Genomic DNA, 16,219 nt, shown 5'->3' on the forward strand with positions numbered 1-16,219 from the left:
CACGGCCCGGCCCGGGCCGGGTACCGTTTCGGGGCGCTCCCCCCGTGCCGGGGGGAGCGGGGCGGGTCGCTCGGGAACTTCTCCCCGGCCGCCGCCAGTTGCCTGTACGAGACGCGTTCCTCCGTCCCGGTGAGCAGCGGGACGGACCGGCAGGAGACGGAGTGGCACCGGATGCAGCACGCAGGGGGAGCACCGCTGCCACCGAACGGGAGGTCGGGCCCCGGCTGGCCGCCCCCCGGCCCGCCGGTACCGCCCGCCGCCGCACCCCGGGGGTTCCCCCCGGCGGCACGGGGCGCCCACCCGCCCGGTCCGCCCCCCGGCCACCCGCACGGCCCGCCGCCCGCCCACCCGGCGAGTCCGCCGCCCGCCCGGCCGGCCAGTCCTGCGCGGCCCGCCGTTCCCCCCGGCCCACCGCCCGCAGGTCCGCCCCCGCCGGGTCACCTCCCGCCGCCCGGACCGGACGCCACCGGCCAGGTCCGGCTGCCCCCCGGCGGCCCGGTCGCCGTCCCGAACCCCGGGCCGGCTCCTTCGGCGGCCGACCTGACGGCGACCACCCTCGCCGTGCTGCTGATCGGCCCGGCGGGCGCCGGCAAGACCAGCGTCGCCCAGTACTGGGCGGAGCACCGACGGGTCCCCACGGCGCACATCAGCCTCGACGACGTGCGCGAATGGGTCCGCTCCGGATTCGCCGACCCGCAGGCCGGGTGGAACGACCACTCCGAGGCGCAGTACCGCCTGGCCCGCCGCACCTGCGGCTTCGCCGCGCGCAACTTCCTCGCCAACGGCATCTCCTGCATCCTCGACGACGCCGTGTTCCCCGACCGTCCGGTGGTCGGCCTCGGCGGCTGGAAACGGCACGTGGGACCGGGGCTGCTGCCCGTCGTCCTGCTGCCGGGCCTGGAGATCGTCCTGGAGCGCAACGCCAAGCGTCGGGGCAACCGCCGGCTCACCGACGAGGAGGTCGCCCGCATCCACGGCCGGATGGCCGGCTGGTACGGCTCGGGCCTGCCCATCATCGACAACTCCCAACTCGACGTCCCCGCCACCGCCCGGGTGCTCGACGAGGTCCTCACCCGATCGGTCACCAGCCCGCCCGCCTGGTGACCCCCGAAGAGCCCGTCCGGACGAGCTGACCGGGCCCTTTCGCCCCGCCGCTCGTACGCTCGGGACATGGCAGAGGTCTACGCAGCCCGCCGGGACCGTCTCCGGGAACGCACCGCGGCCGGCGGTACCGCGGCGGCACTCGTCTCCCGCCCCGCCAACGTCCGCTACCTCGCCGGAGCCGCCCCGCCCGGGGCGGTCCTGCTGCTGAAGGACGACGGTGACCTGCTGGTCCTCGCCGAGTCCCCGGACGCACGCCCCGGTGACCCGCAGCCCGACGACGGCCTCCTCACCCAGGCCCTGCCGGACCCGCGGGGCGACACCGCGGTCACCGCGGCCACCCTCGCCGCGGCCCACGGCGCCGATGCGCTCGCCGTCGAGGAGCACCATCTGACGGTCGCCCGTCACCGTGCCGTCGCCACCGCCGCCCCGGGGCTGCGGCTGGCCGACGTCGGCGGGGTGGTCGAACAGCTCCGGCTGGTCAAGGACGAGGACGAGATCGCCTGTCTGCGGATCGCCGCCGAGATCGCCGACCAGGCGCTGGGCGAACTCCTCGAATCCATCCTGGTCGGCCGCACCGAACGGCACCTCGCCCTGGAGCTCGAACGCCGGCTGGTCGACCACGGGGCCGACGGTCCCGCGTTCGCCACCTCGGTCGGGACCGGTCCGGACGCGGGCCGGGTCGGACACCGGCCCACCGACCGGAGGGTCGAGGAGGGCGACTTCCTGTCGGTCTGCCTCGGCGCCGCCTACCGTGGCTACCGGTGCGAGATCGGGCGCACCTTCGTCATCGGGACCTCGCCCGCGGACTGGCAGATCGAGCTGTACGACGCCGTCTTCGCCGCTCAGCGCGCCGGTCGGGAGGCGCTGACCCCCGGCGCCGCCTGCCGTGACGTGGACCGTGCGGCCCGCCACGTACTGGAGTCGGCGGGGCACCGGGAGGGCGTTCCCCCGCGGACGGGGCACGGTGTGGGACTCGAAAACGACGAGGACCCGCAGCTCGCCCCCTCAGCCATGGGTAAACTGGACGCTTGTGTGCCGGTCACCGTCGAGCCGGGGGTTCACCTCCCCGGCCGGGGCGGGGTCCGGATCGATGACACGCTCGTCGTCCGCTCCGACGCGGACGGCGGACCCGAGCTACTCACCATCACGACCAAGGAGCTGCTGGCGCTCTAGCCTCAGCACACGCTGAGCCGCCGGACGCGGGCCCCGTCGGTCGTCCACGTCAGTCCAGGAGATTCCGCAACCGTGGCTTCCACGAACGACCTCAAGAACGGCATGGTGCTCAAGCTCGACGGGGGCCAGCTCTGGTCCGTCGTCGAGTTCCAGCACGTCAAGCCCGGCAAGGGCCCTGCCTTCGTGCGCACCAAGCTCAAGAACGTGCTGTCCGGGAAGGTCGTCGACAAGACCTTCAACGCCGGCGTCAAGGTCGAGACGGCCACCGTCGACAAGCGCGACATGCAGTTCTCCTACATGGACGGCGACTACTTCGTCTTCATGGACATGGAGACCTACGACCAGCTCCACATCGACCGCAAGACCGTGGGCGACGCCGCGAACTTCCTCCTGGAGGGCTTCGAGGCCACCGTGGCGCAGAACGAGGGCAGCGTGCTCTTCGTGGAGCTGCCCACCGCGGTCGAGCTGGTCATCGCGGAGACCGAGCCGGGCGTCCAGGGCGACCGCTCCACGGGCGGCACCAAGCCCGCGAAGCTGGAGACCGGGTTCGAGATCCAGGTTCCGCTCTTCATCACCACCGGTGAGAAGATCAAGGTCGACACGCGTTCGGGCGACTACCTCGGCCGGGTGAACAGCTAACCGTGGCTGCCCGGAACACGGCTCGCAAGCGCGCCTTCCAGATCCTCTTCGAGGGCGACCAGCGCGGGGTCGACGTGCTGACCGTCCTCGCGGACTGGGTGCGGCACTCGCGCACCGACACCCGTCAACCGCCGGTCAGCGAATTCACCATGGAGCTGGTCGAGGGGTACGCGCAGTACGAGCAGCGCATCGACGAGCTGCTGGCGCAGTACTCCGTGGGGTGGACGCTGGACCGGATGCCCGTCGTGGACCGGAACATCCTGCGGCTCGGCGCGTACGAGCTCATCTGGGTCGACGGGACGCCCGACGCGGTGGTGATCGACGAGGCCGTCGAGCTGGCCAAGGAGTTCTCCACCGATGAGTCCCCGTCCTTCATCAACGGGCTGCTGGGGCGGCTCAAGGAGCTGAAGCCCGGCCTGCGCAGGGCCTGACGCGGTCACAGGAGCCCCTGCCGTCCCACGGTGGGGGCTTCTCCCGTCCGCGCCGCCCCCGCGCCCCCAGCGGGCCGTCAGGGCCTTGCACGGGCCGGTCGAGCCGGCTCCCGTCCCCGACCGTCGCCCGGGTCGCCGGGGAACGCCCGTGAGTGGATACCGCCGAACGGGTGATTCCGGCGATGGGGCGCGCCCCGTTCACCCGGAGCACCGTCCCGCCCACCCGGAACACGCAGAGCCGCCCGGAGCGGCACGAACCCTGCCGGGCCCGTGCCGCTCCGGGCGGCACGTTTCTGCTGAGGGGGCGGAGGTCAGTTCTCCTCGTGGGCAACGGCCCGACGGGCGTCCGCGTCCAGGACGCCCCAGCTGATCAGCTGCTCCGTGAGCACCGAGGGGGACTGGTCGTAGATGACGGCGAGGGTCCGCAGGTCGTCCTGGCGGATCGAGAGGACCTTGCCGTTGTAGTCGCCGCGCTGGGACTGGATCGTGGCGGCGTAACGCTGGAGCGGGCCCGCCTTCTCGGCCGGGACGTGGGCGAGGCGCTCCAGGTCCAGGACGAGCTTCGGCGGCGGCTCGGCGGCGCCGCCGGGCGTGGTGCCGGGCAGCAGCTCCTGGACCGGCACCCCGTAGAAATCCGCCAACTCGGCGAGGCGCTGGACGGTCACGGCGCGGTCACCGCGCTCGTAGGAACCGACCACCACTGCCTTCCAGCGGCCCTGGGACTTCTCCTCGACGCCGTGGAGTGACAGGCCCTGCTGGGTGCGGATGGCCCGGAGCTTGGCCCCGAGCTGTTTGGCGTATTCGCTGGACATAAGGCTCCCCGGACGAAGGCTGGTGACTCACTGTGAGGTTACGCAGCGTGACTTGCATGCGTCAAGCCGAACGGTCAGCACCGACTCTTCCCTGCCTTGCCGTGAGACGCACGGTGAGGGGGTGAACTGGGGGAATGCGCGGCCTGCTACCGTGGATGGCGCAATTCCGACGTCCTTTAAGGTCCGTCCCGTGAGGCGGAGAAGGAGGTCCGTTTCTTATGGACACCAGCAGCATCGAAAGCCCGGACGGCGCCGCAGCGCGGCCCGTCCTGGAAGCCCCCGACATCGCTCGGGTGCTGACCCGCATCGCCCACGAGATCGTCGAACGCGCCAAGGGCGCCGACGACGTGGTGCTCCTCGGCATCCCCACCCGGGGCGTCTTCCTCGCCCGGCGGCTCGCCGGCAAGCTCGCGGAGATCACCGGGCGTGAGGTGCCGGTCGGCTCCCTCGACATCACCATGTACCGCGACGACCTGCGGATGCACCCGCCGCGCGCCCTCGCGCGCACCGAGATCCCCGGCGAGGGGATCGACGGACGGCTGGTCGTCCTCGTCGACGACGTGCTCTTCTCCGGCCGCACCATCCGGGCCGCCCTCGACGCCCTGAACGACATCGGCCGCCCCCGCGCGGTGCAGCTCGCGGTCCTCGTGGACCGCGGCCACCGCGAACTGCCGATCCGCGCGGACTACGTCGGCAAGAACCTGCCGACCTCGCTGCGGGAGACGGTCCGGGTGCAACTCGCCGAAGAGGACGGGCGGGACACGGTCCTGCTCGGGGTGAAGTCCGGCGCTCCCGCCGGATGACCCCGCCCCCCGTGCCGCCCGGTGGGTGAACACCGGGCCGCGGCCGTCCCGTCCGGCGCCCCGCGTCCCCGACGCGGCGTCCCGGCCTGACCGCCGCCGGCCTCCCGCGCACCCGTCCGGACCGGCAGGGCCGACCCCCCCCTCGGCCCCCGCACGCCCTCCCGGACCGTCCCGCTCGATCCCCCCGAACCGCCCTACGGAGCCTGACAGATGCAGCGTCATCTCATCTCGGCCGCCGACCTCACCCGTGACGACGCCGTCCTCATCCTCGACACCGCCGAGGAGATGGCCCGGGTCGCCGACCGGCCGATCAAGAAACTGCCGACCCTGCGCGGCCGTACCGTCGTCAACCTCTTCTTCGAGGACTCGACCCGGACCCGGATCTCCTTCGAAGCCGCCGAGAAGCGGCTGTCCGCCGACGTGATCAACTTCACCGCCAAGGGCTCCTCGGTCTCCAAGGGCGAGTCCCTCAAGGACACCGCACAGACCCTGGAGGCCATGGGCGTCGACGCCGTCGTCATCCGGCACGGCGCCTCCGGCGCGCCCTACCGGCTCGCCACCTCCGGCTGGATCGACGCCCACGTCATCAACGCCGGCGACGGCACCCACCAGCACCCCACCCAGGCCCTGCTGGACGCCTTCACCATGCGCCGCCGCCTCGTCGGCCGCGACGCCGGACTCGGCCAGGACCTCGCCGGCCGCCGGATCACCATCGTCGGCGACATCCTGCACAGCCGGGTCGCCCGCTCCAACGTGGACCTGCTGCACACCCTGGGCGCCGAGGTCACGCTGGTCGCCCCGCCCACCCTGGTCCCCGTCGGGGTCTCCCAGTGGCCCTGCGAGGTGGCGTACGACCTCGACGGCGTCCTGCCCAAGTCCGACGCCGTGATGATGCTGCGCGTCCAGCGGGAGCGGATGAACGCCGCCTACTTCCCGACCGAGCGCGAGTACGCCCGCTGGTACGGCCTGGACGCCGACCGGATGGCGCGGATGCCCGAGCACGCCATCGTGATGCACCCCGGCCCGATGGTGCGCGGCATGGAGATCACCGCCGAGGTCGCCGACTCCGCCCGCTGCACCGCCATCGAACAGGTCACCAACGGCGTCTCCATCCGGATGGCCGTCCTGTACCTGCTGCTCGGTGGCAACGAGCCCGCCGTCACCCACACCCGTACCGAGGAGAAGTAACCGACATGAGCAAGATCCTGATCCGCGGTGCCCGGGTGCTCGGCGGCGAACCGCAGGACGTCCTCGTCGACGGCGAGACCATCGCCGCCCTCGGCACCGGACTGAGCGCCGAAGGCGCCACCGTGGTGGAGGCCGAGGGCCGCGTCCTGCTGCCCGGCCTGGTCGACCTGCACACCCATCTGCGCGAGCCCGGCCGCGAGGACTCCGAGACCGTCCTCACCGGCACCCGCGCCGCCGCCGTCGGCGGGTTCACCGCCGTGCACGCCATGGCCAACACCTTCCCGGTCGCCGACACCGCGGGCGTCGTCGAGCAGGTCTACCGGCTCGGCCGCGAACACGGCTACTGCGACGTGCAGCCCGTCGGCGCGGTCACCGTCGGTCTGGAGGGCAAGAAGCTCGCCGAGCTCGGCGCCATGCACGACTCCGCCGCCGGCGTCATGGTCTTCTCCGACGACGGCAAGTGCGTCGACGACGCGGTGATCATGCGGCGGGCCCTGGAGTACGTGAAGGCGTTCGGCGGGGTCGTCGCCCAGCACGCCCAGGAGCCCCGGCTCACCGAGGGCGCCCAGATGAACGAGGGCGTCGTCTCCGCCGAACTCGGACTCGGCGGCTGGCCCGCCGTCGCCGAGGAGTCGATCATCGCCCGGGACGTGCTGCTCGCCGCGCACGTCGGCTCCCGCGTCCACATCTGCCACCTGTCGACCGCCGGCTCGGTGGAGATCGTCCGCTGGGCGAAGTCCAAGGGCTGGGACGTCACCGCCGAGGTCACCCCGCACCACCTCCTGCTCACCGACGAACTGGTCCGCAGCTACGACCCCGTCTACAAGGTGAACCCGCCGCTGCGCACCGAGGCCGACGTCATGGCCCTGCGCGAGGCCCTCGCCGACGGCACCATCGACTGCGTGGCCACCGACCACGCCCCGCACCCGCACGAGGACAAGGACTGCGAGTGGGCCGCCGCCGCCATGGGCATGGTGGGCCTGGAGACCGCGCTGTCCGTCGTCCAGCACACCATGGTCGACTCCGGACTCCTCGACTGGGCGCAGGTCGCCGACCGGATGTCGGTGCGCCCCGCACAGATCGGACGCCTCGCCGGACACGGCCGTCCCGTCTCGGTGGGCGAGCCCGCCAACCTGACCCTCGTCGATCCCGCTTACCGTGGAACCGTGGACCCCGCGGGCTTCGCCTCCCGCAGCCGCAACACCCCCTACCAGGGGCGCGAGCTGCCGGGACGCGTCACCCACACCTGGCTGCGGGGCCGTGCCACGGTCGTCGACGGGAAGCTCGTGTGATGCCTCACCCCCTGCGCAGTGCCGAAGTCCTCTCCGTGCTCGCCACCGAGCGGAAATCGGCGGAAGTCACCGACTGGGCCGCCCGGATCGGCTGGCTCGTCGGCCTCGTCCTCTTCGTCGCGCTCGTGTACTGGTTGATGCGCGAGGGCTGGAAGTGGCGCGGCACCCTCCAGAACGACCTGCCCGAGCTGCCCACCGCCCCCGCCGACCCCGGCGCCCCGCAGCTCACCCTGCACGGCCGCTACCACGGCTCCACCACCGCGGGGCAGTGGCTCGACCGGATCGTGGCGCACGGCCTCGGTGCCCGGTCGAGGGTCGAGCTGACCCTCACCGCACAGGGCCTGGACGTGGTCCGTCCCGGAGCGAGCGACTTCTTCGTCCCCGCCGACCGCATCCGCGGCGCCCGCCTCGACAAGGGCATCGCCGGGAAGGTCCTCGCCGAGGGCGGGCTGCTCGTCATCACCTGGGCCCACGGCGAGCGGCTGATCGACTCGGGTTTCCGCTCCGACCACGCCGCCGAGCACACCGCCTGGGTCGAGGCGCTCGCCGCCCCGGCGGACACCCCCCCTGCACACCACCATCACGGAAGGCGCGGACCGATGAGCGCGCAGACAGCGCAGCCGACCTCCACCAGGGGAACCCGGGTTCCCGCCGTACTCGTCCTGGAGGACGGTCGCGTCTTCCGGGGCCGCGCGTACGGAGCCGTCGGCCAGACCTTCGGCGAGGCGGTGTTCTCCACCGGGATGACCGGCTACCAGGAGACCCTGACCGACCCCTCGTACCACCGGCAGGTCGTCGTGATGACGGCCCCGCACATCGGCAACACGGGAGTCAACGACGAGGACCCCGAGTCCCGCCGCATCTGGGTCTCCGGGTACGTCGTCCGCGACCCCGCCCGGGTGCCCTCCAACTGGCGCTCGCGCCGCTCCCTCGACGAGGAACTGGCCGCCCAGGGCGTCGTCGGGATCTCCGGCGTCGACACCCGCGCCCTCACCCGCCACCTGCGCGAACGCGGCGCCATGCGGGTCGGGATCTTCTCCGGCAACGCGCTCCCCGACGAGGGCACCATGCTGGCCGAGGTCCGCCAGGCCCCCGAGATGAAGGGCGCCGACCTCTCCGCCGAGGTCGCCACCCGGGAGCCGTACGTGGTCCCCGCGGTCGGCGAGAAGCGCTTCACCGTCGCCGCGATCGACCTCGGCATCAAGGGCATGACCCCGCACCGGATGGCCGAGCGCGGCATCGAGGTGCACGTCCTGCCCGCGACCGCGACCATCGAGGACGTGGCAGCGGTCGACCCCGACGGGGTGTTCTTCTCCAACGGTCCCGGCGACCCCGCCACCGCCGACCACCCGGTCGCCGTGATGCGCGCCGTCCTGGACCGCGGCACCCCGCTGTTCGGCATCTGCTTCGGCAACCAGATCCTCGGCCGGGCCCTCGGCTTCGGCACCTACAAGCTGAAGTACGGCCACCGGGGCATCAACCAGCCCGTGCAGGACCGCACGACCGGCAAGGTCGAGGTCACCGCGCACAACCACGGCTTCGCCGTCGACGCCCCCCTCGACCGGGTCAGCGACACCCCCTACGGCCGCGCCGAGGTCTCCCACGTCTGTCTGAACGACCAGGTCGTCGAGGGGCTGCGGCTCCTCGACAAGCCCGCGTTCAGTGTCCAGTACCACCCCGAAGCCGCCGCGGGTCCGCACGACGCCGCGTACCTGTTCGACCGCTTCGTCACCCTGATGGAGGGCCAGCGTGCCTAAGCGCACCGATATCCAGTCCGTCCTGGTCATCGGCTCCGGCCCGATCGTCATCGGCCAGGCCGCCGAGTTCGACTACTCCGGCACCCAGGCGTGCCGGGTCCTCAAGGCCGAGGGCCTGCGGGTCGTCCTGGTGAACTCCAACCCGGCGACGATCATGACCGACCCGGAGATCGCCGACGCCACCTACGTCGAGCCGATCACCCCGGAGTTCGTCGAGAAGATCATCGCCAAGGAGCGCCCCGACGCGCTGCTGCCCACCCTCGGTGGTCAGACCGCCCTGAACACGGCCATCTCGCTGCACGAGGCGGGCACCCTCGACAAGTACGGCGTCGAGCTGATCGGCGCCAACGTCGAGGCCATCAACAAGGGCGAGGACCGCGAGCTGTTCAAGGAGGTCGTGGAGGCCGTCCGCGCCAAGATCGGGCACGGCGAGTCCGCCCGCTCGGTGATCTGCCACACCATGGACGACGTCCTCGGGGGGGTCGAGCAGCTGGGCGGCTACCCCGTCGTCGTCCGGCCCTCGTTCACCATGGGCGGCGCCGGCTCGGGCTTCGCCCACGACGAGGAGGAACTGCGCCGCATCGCCGGACAGGGCCTCACCCTCTCGCCGACCACCGAGGTGCTCCTGGAGGAGTCCATCCTCGGCTGGAAGGAGTACGAGCTGGAGCTGATGCGCGACAAGCACGACAACGTCGTCGTCGTGTGCTCCATCGAGAACTTCGACCCCATGGGCGTGCACACCGGCGACTCGATCACCGTGGCCCCCTCGATGACCCTCACCGACCGCGAGTACCAGGTCCTGCGGGACATCGGCATCGCCGTGATCCGTGAGGTCGGCGTGGACACCGGCGGCTGCAACATCCAGTTCGCGGTGAACCCCGAGGACGGCCGGGTCATCGTCATCGAGATGAACCCCCGGGTCTCCCGCTCCTCCGCACTGGCCTCCAAGGCGACCGGCTTCCCGATCGCCAAGATCGCGGCGAAGCTCGCCGTCGGCTACACGCTGGACGAGATCCCCAACGACATCACCGAGCAGACCCCGGCCTCCTTCGAGCCGACCCTCGACTACGTCGTCGTCAAGGCCCCCCGGTTCGCCTTCGAGAAGTTCCCCTCCGCCGACTCCACCCTCACCACCACCATGAAGTCGGTGGGCGAGGCCATGGCCATCGGCCGCAACTTCACCGAGGCCCTCCAGAAGGCGCTGCGCTCGCTGGAGAAGAAGGGCAGCCAGTTCACCTTCGTCGGCGACCCCGGCGACAAGGCCGAGCTGCTGCGCGAGGCCGTCCGCCCCACCGACGGCCGGATCAACGCCGTCATGCAGGCCATCCGCGCCGGGGCCACCCCCGAGGAGGTCTTCGACGCCACGAAGATCGACCCCTGGTTCGTCGACCAGCTCTTCCTGATCAAGGAACTCGCCGACGAGCTCGCCGCCGCCGACCGACTGGAGCCCCAGCTCCTCGCCGAGGCCAAGCGGCACGGCTTCTCCGACGCCCAGATCGCCGAGATCCGCGGTCTGCGCGAGGACGTGGTCCGCGAGGTCCGGCACGCCCTCGGAGTGCGCCCGGTCTACAAGACCGTCGACACCTGCGCCGCCGAGTTCGCGGCCAGGACGCCGTACTTCTACTCGTCCTACGACGAGGAGAGCGAGGTCGCCCCGCGCGACAAGCCCGCCGTGATCATCCTCGGCTCGGGCCCCAACCGCATCGGCCAGGGCATCGAGTTCGACTACTCGTGCGTCCACGCCTCCTTCGCGCTCAGCGAGGCCGGGTACGAGACCGTGATGGTCAACTGCAACCCGGAGACGGTCTCCACCGACTACGACACCTCCGACCGGCTCTACTTCGAGCCGCTCACCCTGGAGGACGTCCTGGAGATCGTCCACGCGGAGTCCCTGGCCGGCCCGATCGCGGGCGTGGTCGTCCAGCTCGGCGGCCAGACCCCGCTGGGCCTCGCCCAGGCCCTCAAGGACAACGGCGTGCCGATCGTGGGCACCCCGCCGGAGGCCATCCACGCCGCCGAGGACCGCGGCGCCTTCGGCCGGGTCCTCGCCGAGGCCGGGCTGCCCGCCCCCAAGCACGGCACCGCCACCACCTTCGCCGAGGCCAAGGCGATCGCCGACGAGATCGGCTACCCCGTCCTCGTCCGGCCCTCCTACGTGCTCGGCGGACGCGGCATGGAGATCGTCTACGACGAGACCCGCCTGTCCTCGTACATCGCCGAGTCCACCGAGATCAGTCCGTCCCGGCCGGTGCTCGTCGACCGCTTCCTCGACGACGCCATCGAGATCGACGTCGACGCGCTCTACGACGGCGAGGAGCTGTACCTCGGCGGCGTGATGGAGCACATCGAGGAGGCCGGCATCCACTCCGGCGACTCGGCGTGCGCCCTGCCCCCGATCACCCTCGGCGGCTTCGACATCAAGCGGCTGCGCGCCTCCACCGAGGCCATCGCCCGGGGCGTCGGCGTGCGCGGACTGATCAACATCCAGTTCGCCATGGCCGGGGACATCCTCTACGTCCTCGAAGCCAACCCGCGCGCCTCCCGTACGGTCCCCTTCACCTCGAAGGCCACCGCCGTACCGCTCGCCAAGGCCGCCGCCCGGATCTCGCTGGGCGCCAGCATCACGCAGCTGCGGGCCGAGGGGCTGCTGCCGGCCCGCGGTGACGGCGGCACCCTGTCGCCCGACGCGCCGATCTCCGTCAAGGAGGCCGTGATGCCGTGGTCGCGGTTCCGCGACATCCACGGACGCGGCGTCGACACCATCCTCGGCCCGGAGATGCGCTCCACCGGCGAGGTCATGGGCATCGACTCCGTCTTCGGCACCGCGTACGCCAAGTCGCAGGCCGGGGCGTACGGGCCGCTGCCCACCAAGGGCCGCGCCTTCATCTCCGTCGCCAACCGCGACAAGCGCTCGATGATCTTCCCGGCGCGGGAACTCGTCGCCCACGGCTTCGAACTCCTCGCCACCTCCGGCACCGCCGAGGTCCTCCAGCGCAACGGCATCAACGCCACCGCGGTGCGCAAGCAGTCCGAGGGGGAGGGCCCGAACGGGGAGCGGACCATCGTCCAGCTCATCCACGACGGCGAGGTCGACCTCATCGTCAACACCCCGTACGGCACCGGGGGCCGCCTCGACGGCTACGACATCCGCACCGCCGCCGTGGCGCGGTCCGTGCCCTGTCTGACCACGGTCCAGGCGCTCGCCGCCGCCGTGCAGGGCATCGACGCCCTCAACCGCGGGGACGTCGGGGTGCGCTCGCTCCAGGAGCACGCCGAGCGGCTGATCGCGGCCCGGGACTGACCCGGGGGAACACGGGCCGGCCGCTGCGGCAAGCGGGGGCCGGCCCCTTCCCGCCCGACGGGTCGCCCCGCGCACCCACCCCACGGGGGCACCGGTGACGGTGCCCCCGTTTCCAGGCCCGAGCCCCCTGACCCGCCCCCGGCCCGAGGACACCACCACCCATGTACAAGATTCTCTTCCAGCTCCTGTTCCGCCGCATGGACCCCGAACAGGCCCACCACCTCGCCGTCGGCTGGATCCGCTGCGCCGCCAGGGTCCCCGTCCTGCGGACCCTCGTCGCCGCCGTCCTCGCCCCGCGCCACCGGGAACTGCGCACCGAGGCGCTCGGCCTGCGGCTGCACAGCCCCTTCGGGCTCGCCGCCGGCTTCGACAAGAACGCCGTCGCCGTGGACGGCCTGGCGATGCTCGGCTTCGACCACGTCGAGATCGGCACCGTCACCGGTGAACCGCAGTCCGGCAACCCCCGCACCCGGCTGTTCCGGCTGACCGCCGACCGGGCGCTGATCAACCGCATGGGCTTCAACAACGAGGGCTCCGCGGCCGTGGCCGAACGCCTCGCCGCCCGGCGCGAGGTCTTCCGGACCACCGTGGGCGTCAACATCGGCAAGACCAAGGTCGTGCCCGAGGCGGAAGCCGTCGCCGACTACGTGAAGTCCACCGAACGGCTCGCCCGCCACGCCGACTACCTGGTGGTCAACGTGTCGTCGCCGAACACCCCCGGACTGCGCGACCTCCAGGCCGTCGACCACCTGCGCCCCCTGCTCACCGCCGTGCGCGAGGCCGCCGACCGCTCGGTCACCGGCCGCCGGGTGCCCCTCCTGGTGAAGATCGCCCCCGACCTCGCCGACGACGACATCGACGCCGTGGCCGACCTCGCCGTGGAACTCGGTCTCGACGGCATCATCGCGACCAACACCACCATCGCCCGCGAGGGACTGGGCCTGCGCAGCGACCCCGCGCTGCTCGCCGAGGCGGGCGGACTGTCCGGCGCGCCCCTCAAGGAACGCTCCCTGGAGGTGCTGCGCCGGCTGTACGCGCGCGTGGGCGACCGGGTCACCCTCATCGGGGTGGGCGGCGTGGAGGACGCCGAGGACGTCTGGCAGCGCGTCCTGGCCGGAGCGACCCTCGTCCAGGGCTACAGCGCCTTCATCTACCAGGGGCCCGCCTGGGCCCGCGGCATCCACCGGGGGCTCGCCGCCCGGCTCGCCGCCTCCGAGCACCCGACCCTCGCCGAGGCCGTCGGCGCCGACACCAGGAAGTCCGCATGACCGGCAACGCCACCCCCGCCCCCGTACCCTTCGGCGCCCGGCTGCGCCGCGCCATGGACGAGCGCGGTCCGCTGTGCGTGGGGATCGACCCGCACGCCTCCCTGCTGACCTCCTGGGGGCTCGGCGACGACCTCGCGGGGCTGGAGCGCTTCAGCCGGACCGTGGTGGAGGCGCTGGCGGACCGGGTCGCGGTGCTGAAGCCGCAGAGCGCCTTCTTCGAGCGGTTCGGCTCCCGCGGCGTCGCCGTGCTGGAGACCTGCGTCGCCGAGGCGCGCCAGGCCGGGGCGCTCGTCCTGATGGACGCCAAGCGCGGCGACATCGGCTCGACGATGGCCGCGTACGCCGACACCTTCCTGCGGCCCGGTGCGCCGCTCTTCTCGGACGCCCTGACGGTCTCGCCCTTCCTGGGCTACGGCTCCCTGGCACCGGCGGTGGAGCTGGCACGGGCGAGCGGCACCGGCCTGTTCGTGCTCGCCCTCACCTCCAACCCGGAGGGCGCCGAGGTCCAGCACGCGGTGCGCGGCGACGGGCGCACCGTGGGCGCCACGATGCTCGCCCGGCTCGCCGAGGAGAACGCTCCCGAGGTGGCGGCGGCCGGCGGCGCGGGGCTCGGCTCCTTCGGCGCGGTGGTCGGCGCGACCCTCGGCGACCTGTCCTCCTACGACCTCGCGATCGGCGGCCCGCTGCTGGCACCGGGGATCGGGGCGCAGGGCGCCACGCCCGCGGACCTGCCGCGGGTCTTCGGGGCGGCCGTGCGCCAGGTGGTCCCGAACGTGAGCCGCGGGGTCCTGCGCCACGGCCCGGACCCGGTGGCCCTGCGGGCGTCGGCGGACCGCTTCGCCGACGAGGTGCGCCGCGCCGTCCACACGGCAGGCTGACCGCCTCGCCCGCCTCGTCCGACCACGCGCCCGACCACTCGTCCGGGTGATCCGTCCGGGCCCGCGGTGCGCAGGACCGAGCCCCGCGGACCGGGTGGCGCACCCGGTCCGCGGGGCGCGCCGGCCGGCCGGTGATCCCTCCCGCTTCGCCCGGTTCGGGGCCCACCGGTCGGGGCGGCTCCGGGGGCGGATCGGGAGCCGGGCGGGTGGTCGTCGAGGGCCGGTTTCGGCGCGGCGGGGGGTGGGCAGCCTTCGAATTTCGGCTTCGTGCGCGCCCTTCACGACCCGCCGAGGTGGGGTGTCCTTCTGAAAGAGTTCTCAGAAATGGGGTTTGTTTGCCCCGAAATGTCAGGCTCGATCAAGGCTGACCAGGAGTTTTCCGCTGTTCTCGCTGACTCTCGGGGTCCTGGCCGCTAGTCTCCGTCGAGAGCGGACGGGCAAGCGCGTTGCTCGTTGCTCCCCAGGTGTGGGGCGACTAGGTTCCTCACCGGACTGCTGTACCTGACAGACATCCGACAGTTCGACATCCGAGGTGACGTAGGCGTGGCTCTTCCGCCCCTTACCCCTGAACAGCGCGCAGCTGCGCTCGAAAAGGCCGCCGCGGCTCGCCGGGAGCGGGCCGAGGTCAAGAATCGACTCAAGCACTCCGGAGCCTCCCTCCACGAGGTCATCAAGCAGGGCCAGGAGAACGACGTCATCGGCAAGATGAAGGTCTCCGCTCTCCTCGAATCCCTGCCGGGCGTCGGGAAGGTCCGCGCCAAGCAGATCATGGAGCGGCTCGGCATCTCCGAGAGCCGGCGCGTCCGGGGGCTCGGCTCCAACCAGATCGCGTCGCTGGAGCGCGAGTTCGGCGGCGGCCCCGCCTGAGGTGCTCGGGCACCCCCGAGAACCTGGATAATCGCTCCATGGCTGCAACATCCCGGGGGACGTCCCCCGTACCCCCGGACGTACGTCCGCGGCTGACCGTGCTCTCCGGCCCCTCCGGGGTCGGCAAGAGCACGGTCGTCGCTCATATGCGCAAGGAACACCCCGACGTCTGGCTCTCGGTCTCGGCCACCACACGGGGCCCCCGGCCGGGCGAGCAGCACGGTGTGCAGTACTTCTTCGTCACCGACGAGGAGTTCGACAAGCTGATCGCCAACGGTGAACTGCTGGAGTGGGCCGAGTTCGCGGGCAACCGCTACGGCACCCCCCGCGGAGCCGTCCAGGAACGACTGGCCGCCGGGGAACCGGTGCTCCTGGAGATCGACCTCCAGGGCGCCCGACTGGTGCGGGAGTCCATGCCGGACGCCCAGCTGGTGTTCCTCGCACCCCCGTCGTGGGAGGAACTGGTCCGCCGCCTGACCGGCCGCGGCACGGAGCCCCCCGAGGTCATCGAGCGGCGACTCGAAGCCGCCCGGGTCGAGCTGGCCGCCGAGTCGGAGTTCGACACCACCCTGGTCAACACCTCCGTCAAGGACGTGGCGCGTGAGCTGCTAGCCTTGATGAACGTCGTGTGATCTTCACTGATCCCGTACCGTCTTTTCCCTCAGGCTTCCCGTACGCCCCGTCACCGAGGAAGACGCGGAAGCCC

General features: G+C 72.2%; 14 protein-coding genes and 1 pseudogene. 14 read left to right on the plus strand and 1 reads right to left on the minus strand.

Going from position 1 to position 16,219, the window contains the following annotated elements; all coding sequences use genetic code 11:
- Positions 1 to 171: 171 nt before the first annotated feature.
- The 4 genes from ACFYOU_RS25555 to nusB all read left to right on the plus strand — a co-directional run bounded on the left by ACFYOU_RS25555 (position 172) and on the right by nusB (position 3,347).
- On the plus strand, positions 172 to 1,104 hold the full coding sequence (locus ACFYOU_RS25555) for an AAA family ATPase (protein WP_391308899.1): 933 nt from the start codon (positions 172 to 174) through the stop codon (positions 1,102 to 1,104).
- 66 nt (positions 1,105 to 1,170) lie between these two features.
- Positions 1,171 to 2,277, plus strand: a complete 1,107-nt coding sequence (locus ACFYOU_RS25560) for a M24 family metallopeptidase (RefSeq protein ID WP_391308791.1) — start codon at positions 1,171 to 1,173, stop codon at positions 2,275 to 2,277.
- A 72-nt stretch (positions 2,278 to 2,349) separates the two neighbouring features.
- Entirely contained in the window at positions 2,350 to 2,916 is a 567-nt protein-coding gene (gene efp, locus ACFYOU_RS25565) for an elongation factor P (RefSeq protein WP_385494181.1), read from the plus strand.
- Between the two features lie 2 nt (positions 2,917 to 2,918).
- The gene (gene nusB, locus ACFYOU_RS25570; RefSeq protein WP_389769208.1) at positions 2,919 to 3,347 is read left to right on the plus strand and encodes a transcription antitermination factor NusB; all 429 of its coding nucleotides are present in this window, start codon (positions 2,919 to 2,921) and stop codon (positions 3,345 to 3,347) included.
- A 311-nt stretch (positions 3,348 to 3,658) separates the two neighbouring features.
- Here the strand turns inward: nusB and bldD are convergent, their stop codons facing one another.
- The gene (gene bldD / locus ACFYOU_RS25575) at positions 3,659 to 4,159 is read right to left on the minus strand and encodes a transcriptional regulator BldD (RefSeq protein ID WP_189976704.1); all 501 of its coding nucleotides are present in this window, start codon (positions 4,157 to 4,159) and stop codon (positions 3,659 to 3,661) included.
- 218 nt (positions 4,160 to 4,377) lie between these two features.
- On the opposite strand from bldD, the gene pyrR reads away from it, so the two are divergent.
- From pyrR to gmk, 10 genes and pseudogenes are all read left to right on the plus strand, one after another.
- Entirely contained in the window at positions 4,378 to 4,962 is a 585-nt protein-coding gene (pyrR, locus tag ACFYOU_RS25580) for a bifunctional pyr operon transcriptional regulator/uracil phosphoribosyltransferase PyrR (RefSeq protein ID WP_385494179.1), read from the plus strand.
- Positions 4,963 to 5,172: 210 nt separating this feature from the next.
- A complete protein-coding gene (locus ACFYOU_RS25585) occupies positions 5,173 to 6,150 on the plus strand; it encodes an aspartate carbamoyltransferase catalytic subunit (RefSeq protein WP_385494178.1) in 978 nt (325 codons plus the stop codon).
- 5 nt (positions 6,151 to 6,155) lie between these two features.
- Positions 6,156 to 7,442 carry a dihydroorotase gene (locus ACFYOU_RS25590; protein WP_389769205.1) on the plus strand — a complete coding sequence of 429 codons (1,287 nt, stop codon included), beginning with the start codon at positions 6,156 to 6,158 and terminating at the stop codon, positions 7,440 to 7,442.
- Positions 7,442 to 7,987 (plus strand): annotated as a pseudogene (locus ACFYOU_RS25595) (hypothetical protein); the annotation flags it as partial. The gene ACFYOU_RS25590 and the pseudogene ACFYOU_RS25595, both read left to right, overlap by 1 nt.
- Before the next feature lie 54 nt (positions 7,988 to 8,041).
- Positions 8,042 to 9,199, plus strand: a complete 1,158-nt coding sequence (gene carA / locus ACFYOU_RS25600; RefSeq protein ID WP_387000942.1) for a glutamine-hydrolyzing carbamoyl-phosphate synthase small subunit — start codon at positions 8,042 to 8,044, stop codon at positions 9,197 to 9,199.
- Complete coding sequence (gene carB, locus ACFYOU_RS25605; RefSeq protein ID WP_391308795.1) at positions 9,192 to 12,500, plus strand: carbamoyl-phosphate synthase large subunit; 3,309 nt, start codon at positions 9,192 to 9,194, stop codon at positions 12,498 to 12,500. Before carA ends, carB begins: the two co-directional genes overlap by 8 nt.
- A gap of 161 nt (positions 12,501 to 12,661) precedes the next feature.
- Positions 12,662 to 13,768, plus strand: a complete 1,107-nt coding sequence (locus tag ACFYOU_RS25610) for a quinone-dependent dihydroorotate dehydrogenase (protein ID WP_391308797.1) — start codon at positions 12,662 to 12,664, stop codon at positions 13,766 to 13,768.
- A complete protein-coding gene (gene pyrF / locus ACFYOU_RS25615) occupies positions 13,765 to 14,646 on the plus strand; it encodes an orotidine-5'-phosphate decarboxylase (protein WP_391308798.1) in 882 nt (293 codons plus the stop codon). Before ACFYOU_RS25610 ends, pyrF begins: the two co-directional genes overlap by 4 nt.
- A 543-nt stretch (positions 14,647 to 15,189) precedes the next feature.
- Positions 15,190 to 15,513, plus strand: coding sequence for an integration host factor (locus ACFYOU_RS25620; protein WP_003956414.1), 324 nt, complete (start codon positions 15,190 to 15,192; stop codon positions 15,511 to 15,513).
- A 38-nt stretch (positions 15,514 to 15,551) separates the two neighbouring features.
- Complete coding sequence (gmk, locus tag ACFYOU_RS25625; protein ID WP_389769191.1) at positions 15,552 to 16,145, plus strand: guanylate kinase; 594 nt, start codon at positions 15,552 to 15,554, stop codon at positions 16,143 to 16,145.
- Positions 16,146 to 16,219: the final 74 nt, after the last annotated feature.

Source organism: Streptomyces sp. NPDC005955 (genome assembly GCF_042871255.1).
Lineage (GTDB): Bacteria > Actinomycetota > Actinomycetes > Streptomycetales > Streptomycetaceae > Streptomyces.